Consider the following 23,928-nt stretch of genomic DNA (forward strand, 5'->3'; position numbering starts at 1 on the left):
TTCGCAAACTAGCTGGCTTTCACACGACTGACAGCAACACAATCCATAAGGAAATCAAATGAATCCTGTTGTTATCGCGGTGGCGCTGATGCTGGTGCTCAGCCTGCTGCGGATCAATGTGGTGGTCTCCCTCGCCATCGGTGCCATCGTGGGTGGCCTGCTCGGCGGACTCTCCCTCGAGCAGACCCTCAGCACCTTCACCGGCGGCCTGGGCGGCGGTGCAGAAATCGCCCTCTCCTACGCCATGCTGGGGGCTTTCGCGGTAGCCATCTCCCGCTCCGGCATCACCGATCTGTTGGCCCGCAAGGTCATCAACCAGCTCGGCAAGGATGCCAGCAGCACCCGCATTCTCTGGGTCAAGAGCCTGCTGCTCACCTCGGTGCTCGCGGTCTCCATCTCCTCCCAGAACCTGATCCCGGTGCACATCGCCTTCATTCCCATCCTGATCCCGCCGCTGCTGCATGTCATGGCCCAGATGCAGATCGACCGCCGTCAGGTGGCCTGCGTCATCACCTTCGGCCTGACCGCTACCTACATGCTGCTGCCGGTGGGCTTTGGCGGCATCTTCCTGAACAACATCCTGGCCAAGAATCTCGTCGACAACGGCGTACCGGTGGAATTCAGCCAGTTGCCCCTGGCGATGGCCATCCCGGTATTCGGCATGTTCCTCGGCCTGCTCATCGCCGTCTTCTTCAGCTACCGCAAGCCGCGTCAGTATGATCTGGAGAAGATCCTGGCCGCCGAACCCGAGACGGTCGAGCTCAATCTCAACCACATCTGGGTCGCCCTGCTGGCCATCGCCGTGGCACTCGGCCTGCAACTGATGACCAACAGCATCGTGCTGGGGGCGCTCGCAGGCTTCATCATCTTCACCTGCGGCGGCGTCATCAAATTCCGCGAGAGCCAGGATGCCTTCACCCAGGGTGTGCGCATGATGTCCCTCATCGGCTTCATCATGATCTCGGCCGCAGGCTTCGCCGCCGTCATGAAGGAGACCCACGGGGTGGAGAGTCTGGTGCAGTCCGTCTCCAGCATGATGGCAGGTCACAAGGGACTGGCGGCCTTCCTGATGCTGCTGGTGGGCCTGCTCATCACCATGGGGATCGGCTCCTCCTTCTCCACCGTGCCCATCATCGCCACCATCTATGTGCCCCTGTGCATCCACCTCGGCTTCTCGCCCATGGCGACCATCGCCCTGGTGGGCACCGCGGGCGCGCTGGGGGACGCGGGTTCCCCCGCCTCCGACTCGACGCTCGGCCCCACATCGGGCCTCAATGCCGACGGTCAGCACGACCACATCTGGGACAGCGTGGTGCCAACCTTCATCCACTACAACATCCCCCTGGTGATCTTCGGCTGGATTGCCGCCATGGTGCTCTGAATCCATCCCGAGCAGACAGACAAAAGGCGACCCCGGGGTCGCCTTTCTTGTCTTGCACATGCCTCAGATGGCCGGTTGCAGTCCCCGCCTGCCGGCCAGGGCGCAGAGACAGGCCACCAGGGCCAACCCCATGCCGGCTGCTCCCACCCCGATCCAGTGTCCCTGTTGCCAGACCAGCATCCCCAGGCTGGAGCCGAGGGTTCCCCCCAGGAACATGCCGGTCATGAAGAGGGTATTGATGCGCCCCCTGGCCTCAGGTCTCAGACCATAGATGCGCTGCTGATGGGCGATGAGTGCGCTCTGCACTCCGAGATCCAGCAAGATGACCCCGCACGCCAGCCCGGCCAGAGAGAGCCACAGCTCGAAGCAGATCCAGGCAAGCACCACCAGCACGGCACCGGCCAATACCACTGGTCTGGCCCCCAACCGATCCGCCATCCGGCCTGCCAGAGGGGCCGCCACCACCCCAGCCACCCCGATGACGCCGAACAGACCCGCCATGTCGGCCCCCAACCCATAGGCAGGTTCGGCCAGGTAGAACGCCAGCACGGTCCAGAAGGCGCTGAAGGAGGCAAACAGCAAGGCCTGGGTCAGGGTCGCGCGGCGCAAGGCGGGCTCCTCGCGCCACAGACCGACCAGAGAATGAAGCAGACGGCCATAACCGAGGGGAGAGCGCGGCAATCCGGACGGTATCATCCTGGCCATCAGCAGGGCCCCCGACAGGGCCAGGGGAATGGCCAGCCAGAACATGGCGCGCCAACTGCCATAGGCGGTGACCAGGCCGGCGACCGTTCGGCTGAGCAGTATCCCGGCCAGCAGGCCGCTCATCACGCTGCCGACCACGGCACCACGGCGGGCGGGATCTGCCAGGGTCGCCGCCACCGGAACTATCTGCTGGGCAGCCGTGGCCCCGATGCCGAGCAGGACGGAGGCCAGCATCAAGGTGGTGGCACTCGTGGCCGTGGCCGCCAGCAGGGAAGCCAGCGCGATCAGTGCAAACTGCCCCGGAATGAGCCAGCGGCGCTCGACCACATCGCCAAGCGGCACCAGCAAAAGCAGACCCATGGCATAGCCAAGCTGGGTCAGCATGGCGATCAATGGCATGCCCGAGTGCCCGGGAAAGTCCTGCGCCATCACCGCCAGCATGGGCTGGTTGTAGTAGATGTTGGCAACTGCCAGGCCGCATGACAGGGCCATGGCGAAGAGCAGGGAGGGGCCGGGGGTTGCGGCCCCTCCGGCAGAAGGCGATGTACTCATGATCTTCTCCTCGTGGTAGAAGGGCTCCCGCCAGGATACGGGCCCCATGCGCACAGCCTACCCGGGGAGCGTCGCCACCAGTAGAGCGGTGGGGACCATAACAGTTATTCCGCTGGCGTATGCCCCACGCCGGGCAGGCCGGTCACGAATGCCAGAAAGGCGCTCGCCTTGGCACCAGGCTGGCGACCTGCCGGGAGCAGGGTCCAGAGCTCCTGCATGGGCAGTTGCCACTCGGGCAGCACCGCCACCACCTCGCCGCGGGCAAGCTCGGGGGCAAACATCCACTCCGAGGCGATACCGAGCCCCAGTCCTGCCAGCACGGCGGCGCGCATGCCTTCGGCCGCCGAGACCATCAGCCTGCCTTCTCCGGAAACCACCTTCTCCTCGACGCCACGGCGAAATCGCCACTGCTGCCCCATTCCGGGCCGTGGACTGTAAAGCACCAGGTCATGCTGTTGCAGGGCCTGAGGGGTCTCAGGCTCTCCTTTGGCGGCCAGATAGGCCGGCGTCGCCAACACCCGCATGTCGCTTCGGGCGAGGCAGCGGGCGACCAGCGACGAGTCGGCCTGTTTGCCGATCCGCAGAGCCACCTCGATGCCCGCCGAAATGAGATCCACATTACCGTCATCCAGCAGGATCTCCAGATCCAGTCCCGGGTGAGCCGCCAGAAAACCGGCAAGATGGGGAATGATATGCAGGCGGGCGAAAGTGACGGGAGCGCTCACCCGCAGGCGTCCGCTCAGGCCCGCCCGGCATTGCTGCACCATGGCATCGGCCTCGTTGACCTGGGCCAGGATCTCTCTCGCCCGCAGATAGTAGGCCTCTCCGGCCTCGGTAGGCGCCAGCCCCCGGGTCGAGCGCAGCAACAGGCGGCTACCAAGGTGCGCCTCAAGCTGGGCAATCAATCTGGAAACCGTGGGTTGCCCCATCCCCAGTCGGCGGGCCACCGCCGAAAACGAGCCGGTCTCCACCGCCAGCACGAACACCTCCATCACCCCCAAGCGATCCATTTATGGCTCCTCTGTCCTGTGGCACTGTTCGTGGCACAAGGTAGCACCGGGCCTGTCCTCTCGCACCCTCGTTCTGGCAGGAGGCACAATAAAGCCACGTCATGGGCGGTCCTGCCATGGGAGAAAGGTGTCGGGATGAAATATCAACCAGGAACAATCGAACAGAGGGACTCGAAGACAAGGCTACAGGGGCTCGATTGCCCCAAGGCTACCCCAGTGCCACTTCCTGAATGGCGGCGCTGTGGGCGAAATAGCGGTGACAGAACTGCATGAACTCCGGCAGCGGCAAGGGACGCGAGTAGAAATAACCCTGGATCTCATCCACCCCTATGGTGAGCACCGCCTTGAGCTCATCGCTGTTTTCCACCCCTTCTGCCACGACACGCACCCCCAACTGATGAGAGAGGGTGGTGATGGTCTCGACGAAGAGCGCCTGCCGGGTGTCACTGTCGATCGCGGTGATAAAGGATCTGTCTATCTTGAGCTTGTCGAAATAGAGTTCACGCAGGTAAGAGAACGAGGACCAGCCGGTCCCGAAGTCATCGAGGGCCACCCGCACCCCTATCTGGCGCAGGGAGTGAATGATCTGCTTGCTGAGGGCGATGTCATCGAGGGCGATGGTTTCGGTCAGCTCCACTATCAACTGGTGCAATCCCAACGGACCATCACCCATCTTCTCTTCAATCTCCCTGGCCAACCCCATGTTGAACATGGAGTTGGAGAGGTTGATGGAGATCTCGAGCGGTGCTAGCACCTCCTCCGGGAAGCCGGACAGATCGAGCTGCATGCGCCGGATGATCCAGCCCCCGAGCGCCTCGCCCAACCCGTTCTCTTCTGCCAGCGAGATGATGTCGAGGGGGGCAATAAAGCCATATTCCGGATGATGCCAGCGGATCAGCGCCTCGGCCCCCAGCCTCACCACACTCTGGCCGCGCACGATGGGCTGATAGTAAAGGGCCAGTTGCGGGCATTGCGGGCAATGGATAAGCTCCCGCAGCTCGGTCGACAGCCGGCGTTTGCGCTGATAGTGCTGATACATGCTGCTGGAGAAGAGCACATTGCGATTCAGCCGTTTGCGCTTGGCGCTGTCGAGGGCGATATCGGCAAACAGCAGCATCTCTTCCGGTGAATGATCCGGTTTCACGTACTGGCTGGTGCCCATGAAGACCCGCACCCGGTGCGCCGGATCGGCGGCAAACACCAGATCCGCCAGCTCGCTGCGCAGTTGCTCCAGAAACGGGAAGCGCAGATAGGTGGGCATAGTGCCGGTGATGATGAGGGTGAACTCGTCACTGCCGGTTCGGGCAACGAAGATCCCCTGGCCAGAGGCGGCGCGGATCCGCTCCGCAAGCCGTTTGAGCAAGGCGTCCCCCACTTCGTAACCCAGACTGTCATTGACCTCCCTGAAATGCCCCAGATCCATGAGGCAGACGGTGATGCTGCTGCGCCGCCCGGGGTGGCTGGTCCACTGCTGGAGGTGCTTGATGAGCGCCGCCCGGTTGGGGAGACGGGTGAGGGGATCGTTCCACGCCAGAAAATGCTGGCGGCGCACTTCGCGAAACAGCACCATCAACATCACCATGGTCGCCAGCATCAGAAATCCCAGGATGAAGAAGTTCTGGGTTCTCGATTCGTTGAGCAGCTCACGCTGGGCGATGGCAGAGGGCCCGGTGAAGTTTTTCACCATCACGTCCCGCACCCCGCGCATCTCGTCATCGAGTGCGGCCGTGAACATCTTGAGTGCGGGGGAATCCGGCTCCCCTTGCACCACATCCTGCTCATAGCGTTCGAAGAGGGCGAGGATCTTGCCGACCGCCTTGTCCGCGCCGAATCGGGCCCTGACCGACTTTGCCTCCTCCCCGTGCAGGAAGACATCGAGCCGGTTCCAGGCAATGTCAAAGCGCTTGTTCATCTCCTCCCGGCTGGCGGCACCAGCACGATAGAGCTTCAAACCTTCTTCGAAGGCGTGGATCTCCAGCTCAAGCTGGGCCAATGCCCAGGCGGAGAGCTGGGTGTAACGCGTAACCGCATTGAACGCGCGGTCATAGTTCCAGACCGACCAGAGGGTCACCCCCAAAAAGGTGGTCACCATCAGGATCAGGCTCAAGAACTTGCCGCGCAGCATCTTATTTGCTCTCCAGCGCCGTCAGCTGCCACACCATCCGGCTGTGATAGAGCTCCTTGTTGAGTTCGGGATGGTCGGTGAGGGGATAAATGACCCAGAGCGGCCCCTTGTTGCGCAGGGTCAGAGCCTTGCCATCCTGCTTCTCGGCCACCAGTACCGGGTACTTCTCCCCGTCTTCCAGCGGCAGTGCGGCCCAGTATTCATTGACCGCGAGGGCCTTGACCTCCTGGCTCTTGAGACCGTAGATCCTGACCAGGTCCCGCAGCAACACCCCGCGATAGAGGTGCTCCCCTTCGGTCCAGGGCGTCCCTGTCTTAACCTCCGTCTGCGGCAAGGCCTCAAACTCGGCACGGGTCAGCACCACCTCCCCCTTGCCATTGCAGCACCCCGCCCCCGCAATTCTGAAGAAGGGCTCCTCCGCCAACACCATACCCGACACGAGCCATCCAGATATCAGCAACACCTTGCCAAGCCACTTGCCCATCACGCACCTCCCTGTCATACGGTTTATTTATTCATCTCACTCTGCTGACTCATATGCAAACAACAGAATGCACCTTCAGACCAAAGTCGCAGTCGTTTGCAACCACCAACTATCTCTGCGCCTTCCAAAAGTACCCAATCGCTTCCCAAAGAATGACACCAGGCGCCACCCCCAGGCAAATGGATTGCACCATTTTTCTTTCACTGGCTCCTCATCAAACCGGGTGCCCGCCACGGCCGGAAAAAGGTGACAGTCTTCGCTACGCATCTGAAAAACAGACACAAAAAAGGCCGCTCCATGGAGCGGCCTTCTCATCAGTGCAGTCAGGGTTTAGCTGTCGCGGCGCTTGTTGCCACCGAATTTGCGACCCTTGTCGAAACCGCCTTCACGGCGATCCTTGTTGAAGGGACGGTCACCCTGGGGACGGCGATCCTTGTTGAAAGGACGGTCGCCACGGAACGGACGATCACCACGGGGCGGACGGGGAGCAGTGTTGCCACCGGCCGGCACTTCGGTGTAACGGGTGATCTGCAGCGGACGCTGGCAGACACGGGCCTTCTTGATCACTTCCAGCACCTCGGCGCTCATACCCTTGGGCAGATCGACGGTGGAGAAGTCATCGGCGATGTCGATGTTGCCGATGAAGCGGCTCTCGATGTTCGCTTCGTTGGCGATGGCACCCACGATCTGGCCCGGCTTGACGCCGTGATGGGCGCCCACGTCGACGCGGTAGCGCTCCATCTCCACGTCCGGGTTGTCTTTCAGCGGACGCGGCTCCAGGGACGGCATGCGACGGGCCGGACGATCGCCACGGTCACCGAAGTCACGACCGCCACGGTCGTTGAACTCACGACGCTCGAAGCCACCGCGATCGTTGCCGGCGTTGAACACCGGATCCGGAATGGAGTCATCCAGCAGCAGCGGTTGGTCGCCCTGTACCAGCTTGGCCAGTGCGGCAGCCAGCTCCAGCGGATCGGCAGAATCTTCTTCGATCAGCTCGTTCACCAGGTTGTGGTAGATCTCGAGCTCTTCACCCATCATGGTTTCGCGGATGCGCTCCTTGAACTTGGCCAGACGGTGCTGGTTGATGTCCTCGGTGCTCGGCATCTTCATCGGCTCGATGGCTTGACGAGTGGCATGCTCGATGGCACGCAGCATGCGACGCTCGCGCGGCGCCACGAACAGGATGGCTTCACCCTTGCGACCAGCACGGCCGGTACGGCCGATACGGTGAACATAGGATTCGGTGTCGTAGGGGATGTCGTAGTTCACCACGTGGGTGATGCGCTCAACGTCCAGACCGCGGGCGACCACGTCGGTGGCGATCAGAATGTCCAGCTGGCCCTGACGCAGCTTGTCGACGGTACGCTCACGCAGCTTCTGCGGGATGTCACCGTGCAGCGCTTCACAGGCGTGACCACGGGCAGCCAGCTTGCCTGCCAGCTCTTCGGCGGCGTTCTTGGTACGCACGAACACCAGCAGGGCTTCGTAGGATTCCACTTCCAGCAGACGGGTCATGGCGTCCAGCTTGTGCAGACCGGTCACCTGCCAGTAACGCTGACGAATGGTGGTTGCGGTCGCGGTCTTGGAGGCGATCTTGATCTCTTTGGGCTGCTTCAGGTGCTTCTGGGCAACACGACGGATCTGCTCCGGCATGGTGGCAGAGAACAGGGCAACCTGACGACCGGCCGGGCACTGATCCATGATCCAGTCCACGTCGTCGATGAAGCCCATGCGCAGCATTTCGTCCGCTTCGTCCAGCACCAGGGCTTTCAGACCGGAGAGGTCCAGGTTCTTGCGACGGATCAGGTCCATCACGCGGCCCGGGGTACCCACGACAACCTGAGCACCGCGGCGCAGGGCGCGGGTCTGGGTTTCGTAGGAAGCGCCGCCGTAGATGGGCAGCACGTGGAAATCGGGCATGTGGTGGGCATAGCGTTGGCACGCCTCAGCCACCTGCAGGGCCAGCTCGCGGGTCGGGGCCAGCACCAGGATCTGGGTGTTGCGGTTACCAGCTTCCAGACGAGACAACAGAGGCAAGGCAAAAGCAGCGGTCTTCCCTGTACCGGTTTGTGCCTGCCCCAGCAGATCGTGTCCCGCCATCAGGTGGGGAATTGCTGCGGCCTGGATGGGAGACGGGCGCTCATAGCCCACGTCCTGCAGCGCTTTCAATACAGGCGCGGCCAGTCCAAGCTCACTAAAAAGGGGCAGTTGTTCGGTATCAGACATAGATTCTTCCAGATTAAGGCAGGCGGCTAACACCGCGGAATAGCAAAAAGGCGGCGATTATAGCGCCACTTTGTTCTGCTGTCTTGAAAAATGTGATAGGTGTCTCAAGACGTTGGCAATTATAGAGGGATCTCGCGACTATGGCTTGCTTATTTTTCACTCATGATGCGTTATTGCGGATCACGCTTCGCCAGAGTCCTTGTCCCGCTTGTGCTTGAGCACCGCCATGGTCAATCGGCTGGTGCACAATAAACGACCACGTTCATCCCGAATTTCGATCTGCCACACCTGAGTCGTGGTCCCCAGATGCAGCGGGCTGCAGCGCCCCGTCACCACCCCTTCCCGCTTGGCCCTCAGGTGGTTGGCATTGACCTCCAGCCCCACACAGTAACTCTCCTCCCCGACCGCCATGTTGGCCGCAAGCGATCCCAGCGTTTCCGCCAGCACCACGGAGGCGCCGCCGTGCAGCATGCCGAGTGGTTGATGGGTGCGGTGATCCACCGGCATGGTGGCCTCCAGCCAGTCGGGGCCAAAGGCGCTGTAGACGATGTCGAGGTGGGCCATCAGGGTGTTGCGGGAGCTGGCGTTGAGCCCCTCCAGGCTCATGGGTTTGCGCCAGATGGGGCTGCTTTCTTGACTCATGGTGAGCGGACTCCTTGCGTGATCAACGGGTTATCGCTGCGCTGTAGCGGCAAACCAGCAGTGTCGGCGAAAAAGGCGCAAAAAAAAAGATGCCCACGCCGGGGCATCTTGCATCGAGGTTTGCCCTCACCAGGGATAGGTCACCCCTGGCCACTCGGCCCAGGGACCGTCCCGCCCCGGCAGGCGCGGCTCGGACCAGCGCCATACCTTGCCGAGCCAGGTGCGCAGTTCGGCTTCGAGTTCGCTGTCAGTGAGCGGCGCCTCGGCCACCTTCCAGAAGAAGAGCTCCACCTGCACCTCCGGCAGCACCGACGGATAGAGGTAAACCCCGCCCCAGAAGCGGGGCTCCCTGTCCGGGCTCCAGAGGCCATAGGCAAAGGAGCGCTTGGCCAGAAACTCGGAGTGCTGCCACTCCAAGTCGGCCTCGTGCTGACTCAGGCTGAAATTGGCGGAGGGCCACACATCGTCCGGGCGAAACAGCTGATGGAGCTGATCCCGCTCGCGCAGGATGGCGACAAACTCCACCACGGCCTGGGACGGCGTGGTGGGGAGCAACAGAAAATGCGGGTGCCGATAGGCCTTTGGCACCCGGAATCCCTTGGGAAAGTGGAGCATCAGAGCAGTTCCAGCAGGGCCTGCAGCGGATGCTTGAGCTTCTCCCCCTCCATCCGCTTGACCTGGCTGCGGCACGAATAACCGGTGGCCAGACAACGGGCTTGCGGCAGGCGAGCCAGGGGCTCGGCCCAGCTCAGACCGTAGATCCCCTTGGAGTTCTCCACCTGTTTGGCGTCGTGACCATAGGTGCCCGCCATGCCGCAGCAACCCACCGACACCGGCTGCAAACGTGCACCGAAGCGGCCGAACAGGGTGCTCCAATCACCGTGGGTGGTGGGCTTGGCGGTCTTCTCGGTGCAGTGGGCAAACAGATACCAGGGGTCGGTGCCAACCTCTTCCCGCAGCGGCAGCGCCTCGGCAGGCAGGGAGAGCAGCCACTCCTGGGGCAGCAGCACCTGGAAATCGCCGCGGGCGGGGCCGAGCGCCTTCACGTACTCGTCCCGGTAGCAGAGCACCAGAGAGGGGTCGACCCCCACCATGGGGATGCCGAGGGCTGCCACCTTGTTGAGGAACTGGGCGCTGCTGGCAGCAGTGCGGGCGAAGGCGCGCAGGAATCCCTTCACGTGCTGAGGCTTGCCGTTGGGTTTGAACGGCAGCAGGTAGGGCTGATAACCCAGCTTGCTGGCCAGCTTCACCAGGTCACGCACCACGGGGGCGTCGTAGTAGCTGGTGAAGGGATCCTGCACGATGAGCACCACTTTTTGGCGCTGCTCGGGGCTCATGGCCTCGAGGCCCGGCAGATCGAAATAGCGGGCGCGGTGATCCCGCAGCTCCTCGGCCAGGGTCGGCACGGAGAGCAGCGGCACATCCACCATGCCGATGCTCTTCTCGGTCGCCTTCTGGGCCCACTCTTTTTCGAGGAAGAAGTTGACCAGCTTGGGGGCCTTGGCCAGCAGGGGCGCATAGCTTTCTACCGTGCCCACGAAGTAATCCTTGGGGCCGCGCAGATATCGGCTGTGATAGAGCTGCATGAAGCGGGCTCGGAAGGTGGGCACATCCACCTTGATGGGGCACTGGCTGGTGCATGCCTTGCACGCAAGGCACCCCTCCATCGCCTCCATCACCTCGTGGGAGAAGTCATACTCGCCCCGGGCGCGGGCCACCGTATTGCGGAACTTGTCGACGATCTGCTTGAAGCGCAGACCCCCGCTTTGCAGCGCCACCTCTTCGGCAAGGGGATCGAAGCCCTGCTCCGACAACTGGCGCAGCCATTCACGCATCAGGCCGGCCCGCCCCTTGGGGGAGTGACGGCGGTCGCGGCTGATCTTGACCGAGGGGCACATGGGGGAGTCGGTCTCGAAGGTGAAACACAGACCGTTGCCGTTGCAATCCAGCGCCCGTGTATAGCTCTCGCGCACGGCAATCGGGATCTGGCGGTCGAACTTGCCGCGCTTGGGCCCGTCCACCGAGACAAGCGAAGCGCCGCTGCCATAAGGCATGCAGATCTTGCCCGGGTTGATGCGGTTGGCCGGATCGAACGCCCCCTTGACCCGTTGCAGCTCTTCCCACAGCTCGCCGAAGAAGGCGGGGCTGTATTCGGAGCGAAAGCCCTTGCCGTGCTCCCCCCACATCAGGCCGCCGTATTTGGCGGTGAGCGCCACCACCTGATCGGAGATGCGCCGCAGCAGCACCTCCTGCTCGGGATCGCACAAGTCCAGCGCCGGGCGCACGTGCAGCACCCCGGCATCGACATGGCCGAACATGCCGTAGTCAAGGCCGTGAGCGTCCAGCAGGGCGCGAAACTCCATGATGAAGTCCGCCAGGGATTCCGGCGGCACGGCGGTGTCTTCGGTGAAGGCCACCGGCTTCTTGCGCCCCTCGGCGTTGCCGAGTAGCCCCACCGACTTCTTGCGCATGCCATAGATGGTCTCGATGCTCGGCAGGTGGTCGCACACCTGATAGCCAATGACCCCGGCTTCACCACGCGACAGCAGGCCGTCGATGCGCCGGCACAGCTCCTCCACCTTGGCCTTGTGTGCATCCTCGTCGGTGTCGGCAAACTCGACGATGTTGAGCCCCTGCAGATCCTTGCCGGGCACATCCTGGATGAGATCCTTCACCGAGTGCCAGATGATGTCGGCGCGGGCCAGTCCCAGCACCCGGGAGTCCACCGTCTCCACCGACAGGGCGTGGGCCTCGACCATAAAGGGGGCATTTCTGAGCGCGGAGGGGAAGCTGTCGTACTTGACGTTGACCAAGGTGCGGTAGCGCGGGATGGGGGTGATGTTGAGGCGGGCTTCGGTGATGAAGCCCAAAGAGCCTTCCGAGCCGCACAGCACCCGGCTCACATCCAGCGTGTCGGTATCGGGCTGATAGAGGTGCTTGAGATCGTAACCGGTCAGAAAGCGGTTGAGCTTGGGGAAGGTGGCTTCGATGTCGGCGCGCCGCTCGCGGCCGATGCGATAGAGGGTGCGATAGATCTCCCCCTCCCGGTTCTCGAGGGCCAGCTTGTCCGCCAGACGCTGGCCGGTCACCGGCTCGGTCGCCATGAGATCGCCGTTTTCCAGCACGGCCTTGAGGCCGAGCACATGATCCGAGGTCTTGCCGTACACCAGCGACCCCTGCCCCGAGGCGTCGGTGTTGACCATGCCGCCCAGGGTGGCGCGGTTGGAGGTGGAGAGATCCGGCGAGAAGAAGTAGCCGTGGGGTTTCAAGTAGGCGTTGAGCTGATCTTTGACCACCCCGGCCTGGGCCCGCACCCAGCCCTCTTCCAGATTAATTTCCATGATCTGGTTCATATGGCGCGAGAGATCGACGATAATGCCGCCGCCCAAGGATTGGCCATTGGTGCCGGTACCGCCGCCGCGAGGGAAGAAACTCAAGGTTGCGTACTCTGGCCCCTGAGCCAGCTTGAGCATCACCGCTATGTCATCCGCGCTGCGCGGATAGAGAACCGCCTGAGGTACGACCTGATAGACGCTGTTATCCGTCGCCATCGCCAACCGGCTTGCATAAGACTTTTCGATATCACCACGAAATGCTGATCGTGCCAGCAACTCAAGAAACTGCAGGGTTGTAGGTGACAAACTGTCCTGGTAATCGAGTCTCGGGATCATGAATCCTTGTTCCCATCCTTTGCTTGATGCCGGCATTCCGGCGACAACGACCGTTCGGACCTGCCTCTTTGCGGGTGTCCGAACCAGTCCGCTCACATGTGAGCGGGCAGTATATCAGCTAGAAAACCGCTTGCGCGCGCAATCTTCACCATTTGAAAGGAGGACTTTTATGGCTCACTACAGCCATGTTATCAGTACGCTTATTCGCACCGAAAAACAGGCCCTGACCCTGTCGCTGTTTGGTTGCATCACCTTTGCCATTTTCGGGATCGGCTATGGTCTGTTCGTCGGTTCCAACGCCATCATGCTGGACGGCATCTTCACCCTGTTCAGCATGGGCATGACGGGCCTTGGGCTCATCACCGCCTACCTGGTTACCCGCCCCTCCGACGCCCGTTTCCAATACGGCTACGCCCATTTCGAACCCATCGCCAACGTCATCAACGGCGCCATCATTCTGCTGCTCTGCCTCGGTGCCCTCTATGGCGGCATCACCTCCCTGCTGGCGGGCGGACGGGAGATCGATCTCGGCCACGCCCTCATCTATGCCGTCGTCTCCACCTTCTTCTGCAGCATCCTCTATCTCATCGAGGCCGACGTGGCCGAGCGGGTCAACTCCGAGCTGGTGCGGGTGGACTCCAAGGAGTGGCTGGTGGACACCCTGCTCAGCGCCACCCTGCTCATCGGCTTTCTGGTCGCCATCGGGCTCGATACCCTGGGTTACGGCCACTACAACCGCTACATAGACCCCATGCTGGTCTCCCTGCTGGCCCTGTGCGCCATCCTCATTCCCATCAAGGTGCTCGGTCGCAACCTGCGGGAGGTGCTGAGGATCGCCCCCAAGGGAGAGGTCAAGCAGCGAGTCGAACACGAGATCGAGGCCCTGCGCCAGCGCCATGGCATCGAATGCTACAGCCACCTGGCGAAAAGCGGCCGCCGCTTCGATCTCGAGCTCAACATCCTGGTGGCCCCCGGCCAGGAGTGGCCCGTCGAGCGCCAGGATGCCCTGCGCCAGGAGCTCTGGTCCCGCCTCGGCGACACCCTGGGAGACGCCTGGCTGTCGGTCTGCTTCACCCGCGAGAAACGCTGGCTCTGATCCGGCGCTCGTCATCGCGCTGCAACGCGGGGCCCAGTCGCCCCGCGTCATGACTCCCGGCGCAACCGCCGCCAAGTTCCCTCCTCTGTCGAGGCCCCATCCTGCTTACCCCCTCACTCCTCGCGCCTTCCCCCTGTTCCGTTCAGCCCGCTATGAGAAAACGTTTGCCACCCCTTCCGGATCAATATTCACTTTCATCCCAGGGAAAAATAATAAAAATTCGTTGCTAAAATAAAGTGCCGCCGCTATTTATTCCGATCAGGGATGAAGGCTATTTTCTGCCTGGCAATGGAATTGTTGTTAACCGGAAAAATAAAATAATAAATCTCGTATCATTAAACAGTTGAGGTAATGTCCATGAAGAAAGTACTGATCGCTGCCATAACCCTGGCCATGGCGGGTGCGGCGAGCGCCGCCATTCCACAGTTGAATTATCAGTGCCCGGGTCAAATCCAGATGCACAGCGATGAAGGTGGCCCCGTCTATATCAATGGCAAGGAGGCCAAACTCAAGAAGTACAGCGAGGAGTTCTACGAGGCCAAGGGTGCCGGCGTCACCCTCTCCATCAGCAACACCGGGGGCCAGTACGATGTCTCCTACACCAGCAAAAAAGGCTCGGGTACCTGCCAGTCAGGCTCCTCTGCGGCCCCTGCTGCAGCCACTGCCTCAGCCCCTGCCCACAAGGGCAGCCTCGCCGAGAAAGCCTGCCTGCAAGCGGTCTCCGCCAAGACCAAGGTGGCCCAGAGCAAGTTGCAGGTGACCGACGTGATGGACTCGGAAGCCGGGGTTGGCGTCACCATCAAGGTGCCGGGTGCCGATGCCCCCTGGTCCTGTCTAAGCGACAAGAAGGGGCATGTTCAGGGCGCGGCCTATACCGGCAATTGACCTGACGACCAGGGTTAACGTCCCCTGAAACAACCCGTGTGAGCGCAAACGAGGAGGCCTGGGCCTCCTTGCTTTTTATACGTAAAATATATGATCCATGTGAATTAGTTGGTGGCGAACAAGTTAAATTTAGAATAATAACTCCATATCAAACACCATAACCCCCTCTATTCCTTCTTTCTCCCATGACACAGCCGCAATATTTCCCCCTGAAACAAATTATTACAAAAATAATGGATATATATGAGCCTGATGAATCCGGTTGTTGGTATCAGATCGTTTATTTTCCTTGTTCAGCACCTATATTTGTGATCGTGTCAATGTGTTGCTCTTTTATCTCCAGTCAAACTTGGCTGCGCATCAATGCCCCTTTACCTTGCCTCTCCCGTCGGCAATCCCCTCGTCGCGTCCCCCTGACAGCCCCCTTGCCAAATGGCGGCGAGTCGTTATCATCAGGGCTCACTTTTGACCCGAGGTTTTATTGCCCATCATGGACAATCCCCGAAGTAGCCCTTCGTCTTTTCCCATCAAAGCCTATCTGTACCTGCTCAACCAACGCCTCTGAAGCGATCGTCTCCATCACCACGGCCACGCCGTGACCACGATTCACTGCATCTGTCTTCATTGAGGTCAATCACATGGAATTCTTGCTGGACCCGTCAATCTGGGTCGGTCTGCTTACCCTGATCATCCTGGAAATCGTTCTCGGGATAGACAACCTGGTCTTCATCGCCATCCTGGTGAAAAAACTGCCCCCCGCCCAGCGGGACAAGGCGCGCATCATCGGTCTCTCCCTGGCCCTGCTGATGCGCCTGGGACTGCTCACCATCATGTCATGGCTGGTCACCCTCACGGCTCCTCTGCTGCACATCTGGGATCACCCCTTCTCCGGTCGGGATCTCATCCTGATGGGAGGCGGACTCTTCCTGCTGTTCAAGGCCACCTCCGAGCTGCATGAGCGACTCGAGGCCAAGCCCGAGGAGCAAGGCGGCACCGGCGTCTATGCCGGGTTCGGGGTGGTGATCGCCCAGATCCTGGTGCTGGATGCGGTCTTCTCCCTGGACTCCATCATCACCGCCGTCGGCATGGTGGATCACCTCGGCGTCATGATGGCGGCCGTGACCATCGCCATGGTAGTGATGGTGCTCGCCTCCAAGCCCCTGACCCGCTTCGTCAACGCCCACCCCACTGTGGTGGTGCTCTGCCTGAGCTTCCTCTTGATGATCGGCTTCAGCCTGGTGGCGGAGGGCTTCGGCTTCCACATTCCGAAGGGCTACCTCTACGCGGCCATCGGCTTCTCGGTGCTCATCGAGTTCTTCAACCAGCTCGCCCAGCGCAGTGCCCTGCGCCACGAGGCGCGCCAGCCCCTGCGCGAGCGCACCACCGCCGCCATCTTCAAGTTGATGGGGGGGAACAAGCGCTCCACCCACCCGCAGGAGGACGAAGAAGAGGTGCAGGCTCAGCCCCTGCCCCCTGGTTTCGGTGAAGAGGAGCGTTACATGGTGAGCGGCGTGCTGTCGCTGGCCGAGCGTTCCATTCGCACCATCATGACCCCGCGCTCCGAGATGGAGTGGATCGACGTGAGCGACAGCGAGGACGAGATCCGCGCCCTGCTGCAACGGGCCCCCCACAGCCTGTTCCCGGTCTGTGACGGGGAGCTGGACGAGATCATCGGGGTGGTCAAGGCTCGGGATCTGCTGTTTGCCCTCAACGAGGGGCAGTCCCTGGCAGCACTTGCCAGACAGAACGAGCCCGTCATCGTGCCCCAGACCATCAACGTGATCCGGCTGCTGGCGGAGCTGCGCCAGGCCAGGGGCAGCCTCATCCTGGTGGCGGACGAGTTTGGCGTCATCCAGGGACTGGTCACCAACCACGATCTGCTGGAGGCCATCGTCGGCGAACTGCCGGACGAGGACGAGACCCCCGATGTGGTGCGCGAGGGCGAGCACTGGCTCATCCACGGCACCACCAACATCCACCAGGTGGAGCAGGCCCTGAACTGCGACGGTCTGGTGAGCGAGAGCGACGAGTACGTGACCCTGGCGGGCATGTTGCTCTCCCACTTCGGCAGCCTGCCAGACGTCGGTCAGCAGTTGCACCTCGGCCAGTTCCGCTTCGAGGTCATGGCCGTGAGCGAGCGGCGCATCGAGCGAGTACGGGTTACCCCACTCTCCCCTTGATCATCGGCGGCAATCACAGCAAGAGAGGGCCCTTGGCCCTCTTTTTTCTGGCGCGAGCCCGGTCCCTCCCGGGCCATTGCTGCGATAACGGCAATTCTCTTCTGCAATACCCCCTCTTTTTCACAATAACAATCCCCTCTAAAGTCACCTCACTCCCAAAGATTGAGGAATCCATCATGCACCACGATCCCCTGTTCTGCCCCCTTCGCCTCGGCCAGCTGCACCTTGCCAACCGCATCGTCATGCCCCCCATGACCCGCTCCCGCGCCAGCCAGCCCGGGGACGTGGCCAACGCCATGATGGCGACCTACTACGCCCAGCGTGCCGGGGCCGGCCTCATCATCAGCGAAGGCACCCAGATAGATCCCCTGGGCAAGGGCTACGCCTGGACGCCGGGCATCCACAGCGCCGAGCAGGTGGCAGGCTGGAAGCAGGTAACAGACGCGGTCCACGCCGAGGGGGGCATCATGTTCGCCCAGCTCTGGCACGTGGGCCGGGTCACCCATCCTGACAACATCGGCGGCGCCCAGCCCCTCTCCTCCTCCGCCATCCAGGCCAAGGGAGTGAAGGTATTCGTCGACAACGGCAGCGATGCCCCGGGGTTTGTGGAGACCGTCACCCCGCGCGCCATGACCCAGGCCGACATCGACGCCGTGGTGGGGCAGTTTCGCCGGGCCGCCCGCAACGCCATGGAAGCGGGCTTTGACGGCATCGAGTTGCACGCCGCCAACGGCTACCTCATCAACCAGTTCCTCGACTCCGAGTCCAATACCCGCACCGACGGCTATGGCGGTTCGCTCGAAAACCGGCTGCGTTTCCTCAAAGAGGTGACCGAGGCGGTCTGTGACGAGATCGGTCCCGACCGGGTCGGGGTGCGTCTTGCGCCGCTCACCACCCTCAACGGCACCGTGGATGCCAACCCCCAGGAGACCTATCTGGCCGCCGCGCGCCTGCTGGGCCAGCTCGGCGTGGTCTATCTGCACGTCGCCGAAGCGGACTGGGACGACGCCCCCCTGATGGCGGAGAGCTTCAAGCAGGGGCTGCGCGACGCCTTCCCCAACACCCTCATCTACGCCGGCAAGTACGATGGGGAACGCGCCCGCGCCGCCATCAAGGCGGGCTGGGCCGACATGATTGGTTTCGGTCGCCCCTTCGTGGCCAACCCCGACTTGCCGAACCGCCTGCGCCACGGCCATCCGTTCGCCCCCCATGATCCCGCCACCCTGTTTGGCGGCGGCGAGAAAGGGCTGACCGATTACCCCGTCTATGGGGCAGAGCGGGCATAAGGCGGCTGGCGCCGAACCTCTTCCCGGGCGGGCCTTCCAACAGGGGGCTCGCCTTGTTGTCTTGCCAGTGCAACAGCAGTTCAAGGCATTGTTACGCCATGTGATTCAATCCGAGCCCCACCCCTCTCATCCAAGGAGTCACCATGACCCATACCCAGGCCTGGTGCTGGCACGCCCCCGGCGAACCGGACCAGCTCACCCTCACCCGGCAAGCGCTCCCCACCCCCGGGCCCGACGAGGTCCTCGTCGCCAACCGGATCATCGCCTTCAATCCGGTGGACTGGAAACTCATCGAACAGGGTCATCCCCACTGGCAGCCCGGCCATGTGCCCGGCGTCGATGGCATGGGCACCCTGGTGGCACTGGGGGCCAACGTCACCCACCTGCGCCCCGGCACCCGGGTCGCCTATCACACCGACTTGCGCCACGGCGGCAGCTTTGCCCGCCACACCCTGGTGCCGGCTCGCGCCCTGATGCCGGTGCCCGATGCCCTGAGCGACGAGGCGGCCGCCGCGCTCCCCTGCCCCGGCCTCACCGCCTGGCAGGCACTGGCCAAGCTGCCTCACCTGCACGGGGAGGTCCTGCTCATCACGGGGGCTGGCAGCAGTGTCGGCCGCTTCGCGGTGCAACTTGCCCTCCAGAAGGGGGCCCGCGTCTTTGCCAGCGCCAGCCCGCGCCACCACCAGTGGCTCAAACAGCTAGGCGTGCAGGGGGTGGCGGACTATCGGGATCCCGACTGGCTGGCCCAGTTGCAGGCCGCCAACGGCGGTGAACCCTTCGAGGGGATCATCGATCTGGTCTCCAGCCAGCAGGCAGAAGCCTTGCTGCCTGCCCTTGGCTATTACGGCCACATGGTGACGGTGCTCGGGCGCATCGCGCGCAACCCGCTGCCCGCCTTTAGCCATTGCCACTCATTGCACGAGATTGCCCTCGGCGCCCAGCACGCCTTTGGCTCGGACAAACAGTGGAGCCGTCTGGTGGCGGCCGGTGTCGCCATGATGGCGCAGATGGCGAGCGGCGAGCTGACCCTGCCGCCGCTGGTGGTGGGCGACTTCGACGCCCTGCCCTCCCTTCTCACTCGCGTCAAGCAGGAGGGACAAGGGGAAAAGTATCTGGTGAGAGTGGGTTGATACCCGCCCAACGATGGCACAAAGAGGCCCGCCATGGCGGGCCTCCTCCATTCAAGGTGTGCAAGGCGACCAGCTCAGTGCAGGCTCACCCCGTGCAGGGCGGCATGGAGGCGAATGTCCCGGGTCAGACGCACCTTGTCCGCGAGGCTCAGCCAGCTCGCCTCCACGGCATTGAGACTGAGGCGGCACAGCTGCTCCTGGCTGGCGCCAAGCCCGTCGGCCAGGGCCTGGAAGTTGGTCCCCAGGTATCCCCCGAAATAGGCGGGATCGTCGGAGTTCACGGTGACGCAGAGCCCCTGCTCCAGCAGCCTCAGCACATTGTGATGGGCCATCTGGTCAAACACCCTGAGCCGCACGTTGGAGAGGGGGCAGACGGTGAGGGGCAGCCGGGTGTCGGCAAGATAGCTCAGCAGCGCGGGATCCTCGACGCAGCGCACCCCGTGATCGATGCGTTGCACTCCGAGCTCCCGGATCGCCTGCCAGATGTAGTCCGCAGGTCCCTCCTCCCCCGCGTGGGCCACCACCGGCAGCCCCAGCTCGCGGCAGCGAGCGAAGACCCGGGCGAACTTGCTGGGCGGGTTGCCCTGCTCCCCCGAATCGAGGCCGACCCCGTGCAGGCGCGCCAGGTGCGGCGTGGCCTCTGCCAGGGTGGCGAATGCCGCCTCTTCACTCAGGTGGCGCAGGAAGCTCATGATAAGCCGCCAGCTGATGCCAAAGGCTGCTTCGCCAGCCTGCAACGCCCGCTCGATGCCCCCCAGCACGGTGGCAAAAGGCACGCCGCGGGCGGTGTGGGTCTGGGGGTCGAAGAAGATCTCCACGTGCACCACGTGATCGGCAACGCAGCGCTCGAGATAGGCCCAGGTGAGGTCGAAGAAATCCTGTTCGTGGATGAGCACGCTGGCGCCGAGGTAGTAGAGATCGAGGAAGGATTGCAGGCCGTCGAACTCATAGGCGGCGCGCAGGCTGTCGACATCGGGCCAGGGCAGCGCCACCCCGTTGCGCTGGCCGAGGGCGAACATCAGCTCGGGTTCGAGGGTTCCCTCGATATGCAGGTGCAGTTCCAGCTTGGGCAAGCCGGCAATAAAGTGCTCCATGATGACGGCTCCATCGTCAGACTCCGTGCGGGCACCACCAGGGCGGCGCCCTCCCTTCGCCTTCATTGTGCACCCATCTGGCCCGCCGGAGGAGACTTGTCATCAAAGGGCCTTATAATGGCGGCACAAAAACCATAACCGATTGAAGAGACGAACAGAGGGATGCCCTGTCCCCGCTCTTGCGCCCTACAAGGAGAATTCATGAAGAAAAACGTCATCTGTGACATTGACGGCGTCATCCTGCACAACAACGATCTCATTCCCGGCGCCGACCGCTTCGTCCACCGCCTGCTGGAGCAGGGCAGCAAGCTCCTGTTCCTCACCAACTACCCGGCCCAGACCCAGAAAGATCTGCAAAACCGCTTCCGCTCCGCCGGAATAGAGGTGCCCGAGGAGTGCTTCTACACCTCCGCCATGGGCACCGCCGACTTTCTCAAGCGCCAGGATGGCAAGAAGGCCTATGTGATTGGCGAAGGGGCCCTGACCCACGAGCTCTACAAGGCCGGCTTCACCATCACCGACATCGACCCGGACTTCGTGGTGGTGGGGGAGACCCGCAACTACAACTGGACCATGATGCAGCAGGGCGCCAAGTTCGTGGATCAGGGGGCCCGCTTCATCGCTACCAACCCGGATACCCACGGCCCCATGATGCACCCGGCCTGCGGCGCCCTGTGCGCCCCCATCGAGCGGATGACCGGCAAGAAGCCCTTCTATGTCGGCAAGCCGAGCGCCTGGATCATTCGCGCGGCCCTCAACCGGATGGAGGCCCACTCCGACGACACCATCATCATCGGCGACAACCTGCGCACCGACATCCTGGCGGGCTTCCAGGCCGGTCTCGAGACGGTGTTGGTGCTCTCCGGGGTGAGCAAGGTGGCGGACATCGACCGCATGCCGTTTCGACCGAACCACATCTTTGACTCCGTGGTGGACATCGACATCGTCTGATCACGTGTGCCGCCCTTCCGGTGGCCTTCAGCCTGCACGGGCCCCCTTGGCAAAGGGGGCCCGTTTCGTTTAACGTAAGCTTAACATCGTTAAACAAACTAAACGGGAGCAGGATGCTCCTTCGCCACTCAAGGACGCACCATGAAGAGCCTGAACGACTGGATCCTGCTGGACAAACACACTGTCTCCCCCACCCCGCTGATCCCGGCCCCCGAGCGCATCAAGGCCGGGACGCCGAGCCAGACGGCATGGAACCACTACTCCGACCCGAGCCAGCAGTTTCACGTGGGCTTCTGGGCTTGCGAGCCGGGCTGCTGGGCCGTTCACTATACCGAACACGAATACTGCCAGATGCTGGAAGGGGAGGCGGTGATCCACGACGAGCAGGGCGGCCGCCTGCACCTCAAACCGGGGGATCAGTTCGTCATTCCCGCCGGTTTTGTCGGGCAGTGGGAGACCCTCACCCCTTGTCGCAAGCTCTATGTGATCTTCGAACCCGCCGCGACTTGACGCGCACGTCAACCCTGACCCTCTCTCTTCAGGCGGCCGGACGGCCGCCATCCCCTGCGCAACTTGACGCTTACGGCATGATTTTCTGCGGTTTTCCCGCTTGCAAAAGGGTTTTCCGCTAGGCATTGTGATTGGCGAGGAATGTAAATGGAATTTCGAGCCCAAACGTGGGGGGCTCATATAAAAATCAAGAGGATTACCGCCAATGTGTTCTATTTTCGGCATTCTGGACATCAAGACCGACGCCACTGCCCTGCGCAAATCGGCCCTGGAGATGTCCAAGCGACTGCGTCACCGCGGGCCTGACTGGTCCGGCGTCTACAGCTCCGACAAGGCCATCCTGGTGCACGAGCGCCTGGCCATCGTCGATCCGGGCAACGGCGCACAGCCTCTCTACAACCCCGAGCGCACGCACGTATTGGCCGTCAACGGCGAGATCTACAACCACAAGGAGCTGGAGAAGAACCTCAAGGTCGACTTCCAGTTCCAGACCCACTCCGACTGTGAAGTGCTGCTGGCCCTCTACAAGGAGAAGGGCCCGGCGTTCCTGGACGATCTGAACGGCATCTTCGCCTTCATCCTCTATGACGCCGAGCAGGATGCCTACCTGATTGGTCGCGACCACATGGGGATCATCCCGCTCTATACCGGCCGCGACGAGCACGGCAACTTCTACGTCGCCTCCGAGATGAAGGCCCTGGTGCCCGTGTGCAAGAGCGTCGAGACCTTCCCGCCGGGACACTACCTGTGGAGCAAGGATGGCGAGCTTAAAACTTGGTACAAACGGGACTGGATGGAATACGCGCCGGTCGAGCACAACGTCAGCGACAAGGCCGAGCTCAAAGCGGCCCTGGAAGCGGCGGTCAAGCGCCAGCTGATGTGCGATGTGCCCTACGGCGTGCTGCTCTCCGGTGGTCTGGATTCGTCCGTCATCTCCGCCATCACCAAGCTCTATGCCGCCCGCCGGGTGGAAGACGATGGCAAGAGTGAAGCCTGGTGGCCCCAGCTGCACTCCTTCGCCGTCGGCCTGGAAGGGTCGCCGGATCTCGCTGCCGCCCGCAAGGTGGCCGATCACCTCGGCACCATCCACCACCAGATCCACTTCACCGTGCAGGAAGGACTGGATGCCCTGCGTGACGTCATCTATCACCTCGAGACCTATGACGTCACCACCATCCGCGCCTCTACGCCCATGTATCTGATGGCCCGCTACATCAAGGCGATGGGCATCAAGATGGTGCTGTCGGGAGAGGGCTCCGACGAGCTGTTCGGCGGCTACCTCTACTTCCACAAGGCCCCCAACGCCCGTGAGTTCCACGAGGAGAACGTGCGCAAGCTCGCCTCCCTGCACCTCTATGACTGCCTGCGCGCCAACAAGTCCATGGCCGCCTGGGGCGTGGAAGGCCGCGTGCCCTTCCTCGACAAGGAGTTCATGGACGTGGCGATGCGCCTCAATCCCGCCGACAAGATGTGCGGCAAGGGCAAGATCGAGAAGCACATCCTGCGGGAAGCCTTCGAGGATCTGCTGCCCCACGAAGTGGCGTGGCGCCAGAAGGAGCAGTTCTCCGACGGTGTGGGCTACTCCTGGATTGACAGCCTGAAAGCCATGGTCGAGGAAGAGGTGACGGATCAGATGTTCGAGGCCGCGGCCTTCCGCTTCCCCGTCAATACCCCGCTCACCAAGGAGGCGTACTACTACCGCGCCATCTTTGACGAGCACTTCCCGCTGGAGTCCGCCGCCCGCACCGTGCCCTACGGCAAGTCGGTCGCCTGCTCCACCCCGACCGCGCTCGAATGGGATGCCAAGTTCAAGGAGATGGCCGACCCCTCCGGTCGCGCCGTGATGGACGTCCACCAGCAGGGTTACTGATCGCCCCTGACCTGAATACAAAGCCCCTCTCGAGGGGCTTTGTTGTTTTCTGCCATTCCATTGCCGCTTTTTGCCTTCCCCTTCCCTGTTTGCGGCTTGGCGCAGGAAACGCCTCGTGTCACATTGT

General features: G+C 62.5%; 18 protein-coding genes. 9 read left to right on the top strand and 9 right to left on the bottom strand.

All coding sequences use genetic code 11. The features are described from left to right. The first annotated feature begins 58 nt into the window (after positions 1–58). Entirely contained in the window at positions 59–1,381 is a 1,323-nt protein-coding gene (locus AB7E19_RS07520) for a Na+/H+ antiporter family protein (protein WP_039038758.1), read from the top strand. 63 nt (positions 1,382–1,444) lie between these two features. Here AB7E19_RS07520 and AB7E19_RS07525 read toward each other — a convergent pair whose 3' ends face one another. From AB7E19_RS07525 to ydiJ, 8 genes are all read right to left on the bottom strand, one after another. Then, positions 1,445–2,638: an MFS transporter gene (locus AB7E19_RS07525; RefSeq protein WP_319921602.1), complete on the bottom strand. Its 1,194-nt coding sequence runs from the start codon at positions 2,636–2,638 to the stop codon at positions 1,445–1,447. A gap of 104 nt (positions 2,639–2,742) precedes the next feature. Next, positions 2,743–3,648, bottom strand: a complete 906-nt coding sequence (locus tag AB7E19_RS07530; protein ID WP_322131866.1) for a LysR family transcriptional regulator — start codon at positions 3,646–3,648, stop codon at positions 2,743–2,745. Between the two features lie 208 nt (positions 3,649–3,856). Further along, positions 3,857–5,773 carry a bifunctional diguanylate cyclase/phosphodiesterase gene (locus tag AB7E19_RS07535; protein ID WP_322131865.1) on the bottom strand — a complete coding sequence of 639 codons (1,917 nt, stop codon included), beginning with the start codon at positions 5,771–5,773 and terminating at the stop codon, positions 3,857–3,859. 1 nt (position 5,774) lies between these two features. Further along, positions 5,775–6,257: a molybdopterin-binding oxidoreductase gene (locus AB7E19_RS07540; protein WP_039038761.1), complete on the bottom strand. Its 483-nt coding sequence runs from the start codon at positions 6,255–6,257 to the stop codon at positions 5,775–5,777. A 330-nt stretch (positions 6,258–6,587) separates the two neighbouring features. Beyond that, a complete protein-coding gene (locus AB7E19_RS07545; RefSeq protein ID WP_029314717.1) occupies positions 6,588–8,486 on the bottom strand; it encodes a DEAD/DEAH box helicase in 1,899 nt (632 codons plus the stop codon). 180 nt (positions 8,487–8,666) lie between these two features. Next, complete coding sequence (locus AB7E19_RS07550; RefSeq protein WP_103858442.1) at positions 8,667–9,128, bottom strand: hotdog fold thioesterase; 462 nt, start codon at positions 9,126–9,128, stop codon at positions 8,667–8,669. Positions 9,129–9,254: 126 nt separating this feature from the next. Further along, positions 9,255–9,743, bottom strand: a complete 489-nt coding sequence (locus AB7E19_RS07555; protein ID WP_161469642.1) for a hypothetical protein — start codon at positions 9,741–9,743, stop codon at positions 9,255–9,257. After that, a complete protein-coding gene (gene ydiJ, locus AB7E19_RS07560; RefSeq protein ID WP_322131864.1) occupies positions 9,743–12,799 on the bottom strand; it encodes a D-2-hydroxyglutarate dehydrogenase YdiJ in 3,057 nt (1,018 codons plus the stop codon). The genes AB7E19_RS07555 and ydiJ overlap by 1 nt, the downstream gene beginning before the upstream one ends. A 169-nt stretch (positions 12,800–12,968) precedes the next feature. Between ydiJ and AB7E19_RS07565 the strand changes: the two genes are divergently transcribed. From AB7E19_RS07565 to AB7E19_RS07585, 5 genes are all read left to right on the top strand, one after another. Beyond that, positions 12,969–13,895, top strand: a complete 927-nt coding sequence (locus AB7E19_RS07565; protein WP_322131863.1) for a cation diffusion facilitator family transporter — start codon at positions 12,969–12,971, stop codon at positions 13,893–13,895. Positions 13,896–14,252: 357 nt separating this feature from the next. Continuing rightward, positions 14,253–14,780: a hypothetical protein gene (locus tag AB7E19_RS07570; RefSeq protein WP_322131862.1), complete on the top strand. Its 528-nt coding sequence runs from the start codon at positions 14,253–14,255 to the stop codon at positions 14,778–14,780. 638 nt (positions 14,781–15,418) lie between these two features. Beyond that, the gene (locus tag AB7E19_RS07575) at positions 15,419–16,960 is read left to right on the top strand and encodes a TerC family protein (protein ID WP_322131861.1); all 1,542 of its coding nucleotides are present in this window, start codon (positions 15,419–15,421) and stop codon (positions 16,958–16,960) included. Positions 16,961–17,136: 176 nt separating this feature from the next. Then, entirely contained in the window at positions 17,137–18,246 is a 1,110-nt protein-coding gene (locus AB7E19_RS07580) for an alkene reductase (protein WP_322131860.1), read from the top strand. A 143-nt stretch (positions 18,247–18,389) separates the two neighbouring features. Beyond that, positions 18,390–19,376, top strand: a complete 987-nt coding sequence (locus AB7E19_RS07585; RefSeq protein WP_322131859.1) for a zinc-binding dehydrogenase — start codon at positions 18,390–18,392, stop codon at positions 19,374–19,376. A gap of 74 nt (positions 19,377–19,450) precedes the next feature. Here the strand turns inward: AB7E19_RS07585 and AB7E19_RS07590 are convergent, their stop codons facing one another. Beyond that, positions 19,451–20,470 (bottom strand): adenosine deaminase, encoded by a 1,020-nt coding sequence (locus AB7E19_RS07590; protein WP_322131858.1) that lies wholly within the window; start codon positions 20,468–20,470, stop codon positions 19,451–19,453. A 201-nt stretch (positions 20,471–20,671) separates the two neighbouring features. Between AB7E19_RS07590 and AB7E19_RS07595 the strand changes: the two genes are divergently transcribed. From AB7E19_RS07595 to asnB, 3 genes are all read left to right on the top strand, one after another. Then, positions 20,672–21,421, top strand: a complete 750-nt coding sequence (locus tag AB7E19_RS07595; RefSeq protein ID WP_005337281.1) for an HAD-IIA family hydrolase — start codon at positions 20,672–20,674, stop codon at positions 21,419–21,421. A 141-nt stretch (positions 21,422–21,562) separates the two neighbouring features. Continuing rightward, positions 21,563–21,931 carry a cupin domain-containing protein gene (locus tag AB7E19_RS07600; RefSeq protein WP_322131857.1) on the top strand — a complete coding sequence of 123 codons (369 nt, stop codon included), beginning with the start codon at positions 21,563–21,565 and terminating at the stop codon, positions 21,929–21,931. Positions 21,932–22,136: 205 nt separating this feature from the next. Continuing rightward, a complete protein-coding gene (gene asnB, locus AB7E19_RS07605) occupies positions 22,137–23,801 on the top strand; it encodes an asparagine synthase B (protein ID WP_041213050.1) in 1,665 nt (554 codons plus the stop codon). Positions 23,802–23,928 lie beyond the last annotated feature (127 nt).

The sequence above is a fragment of the Aeromonas sp. genome (assembly GCF_050252055.1).
Classification (GTDB): domain Bacteria; phylum Pseudomonadota; class Gammaproteobacteria; order Enterobacterales; family Aeromonadaceae; genus Aeromonas; species Aeromonas caviae.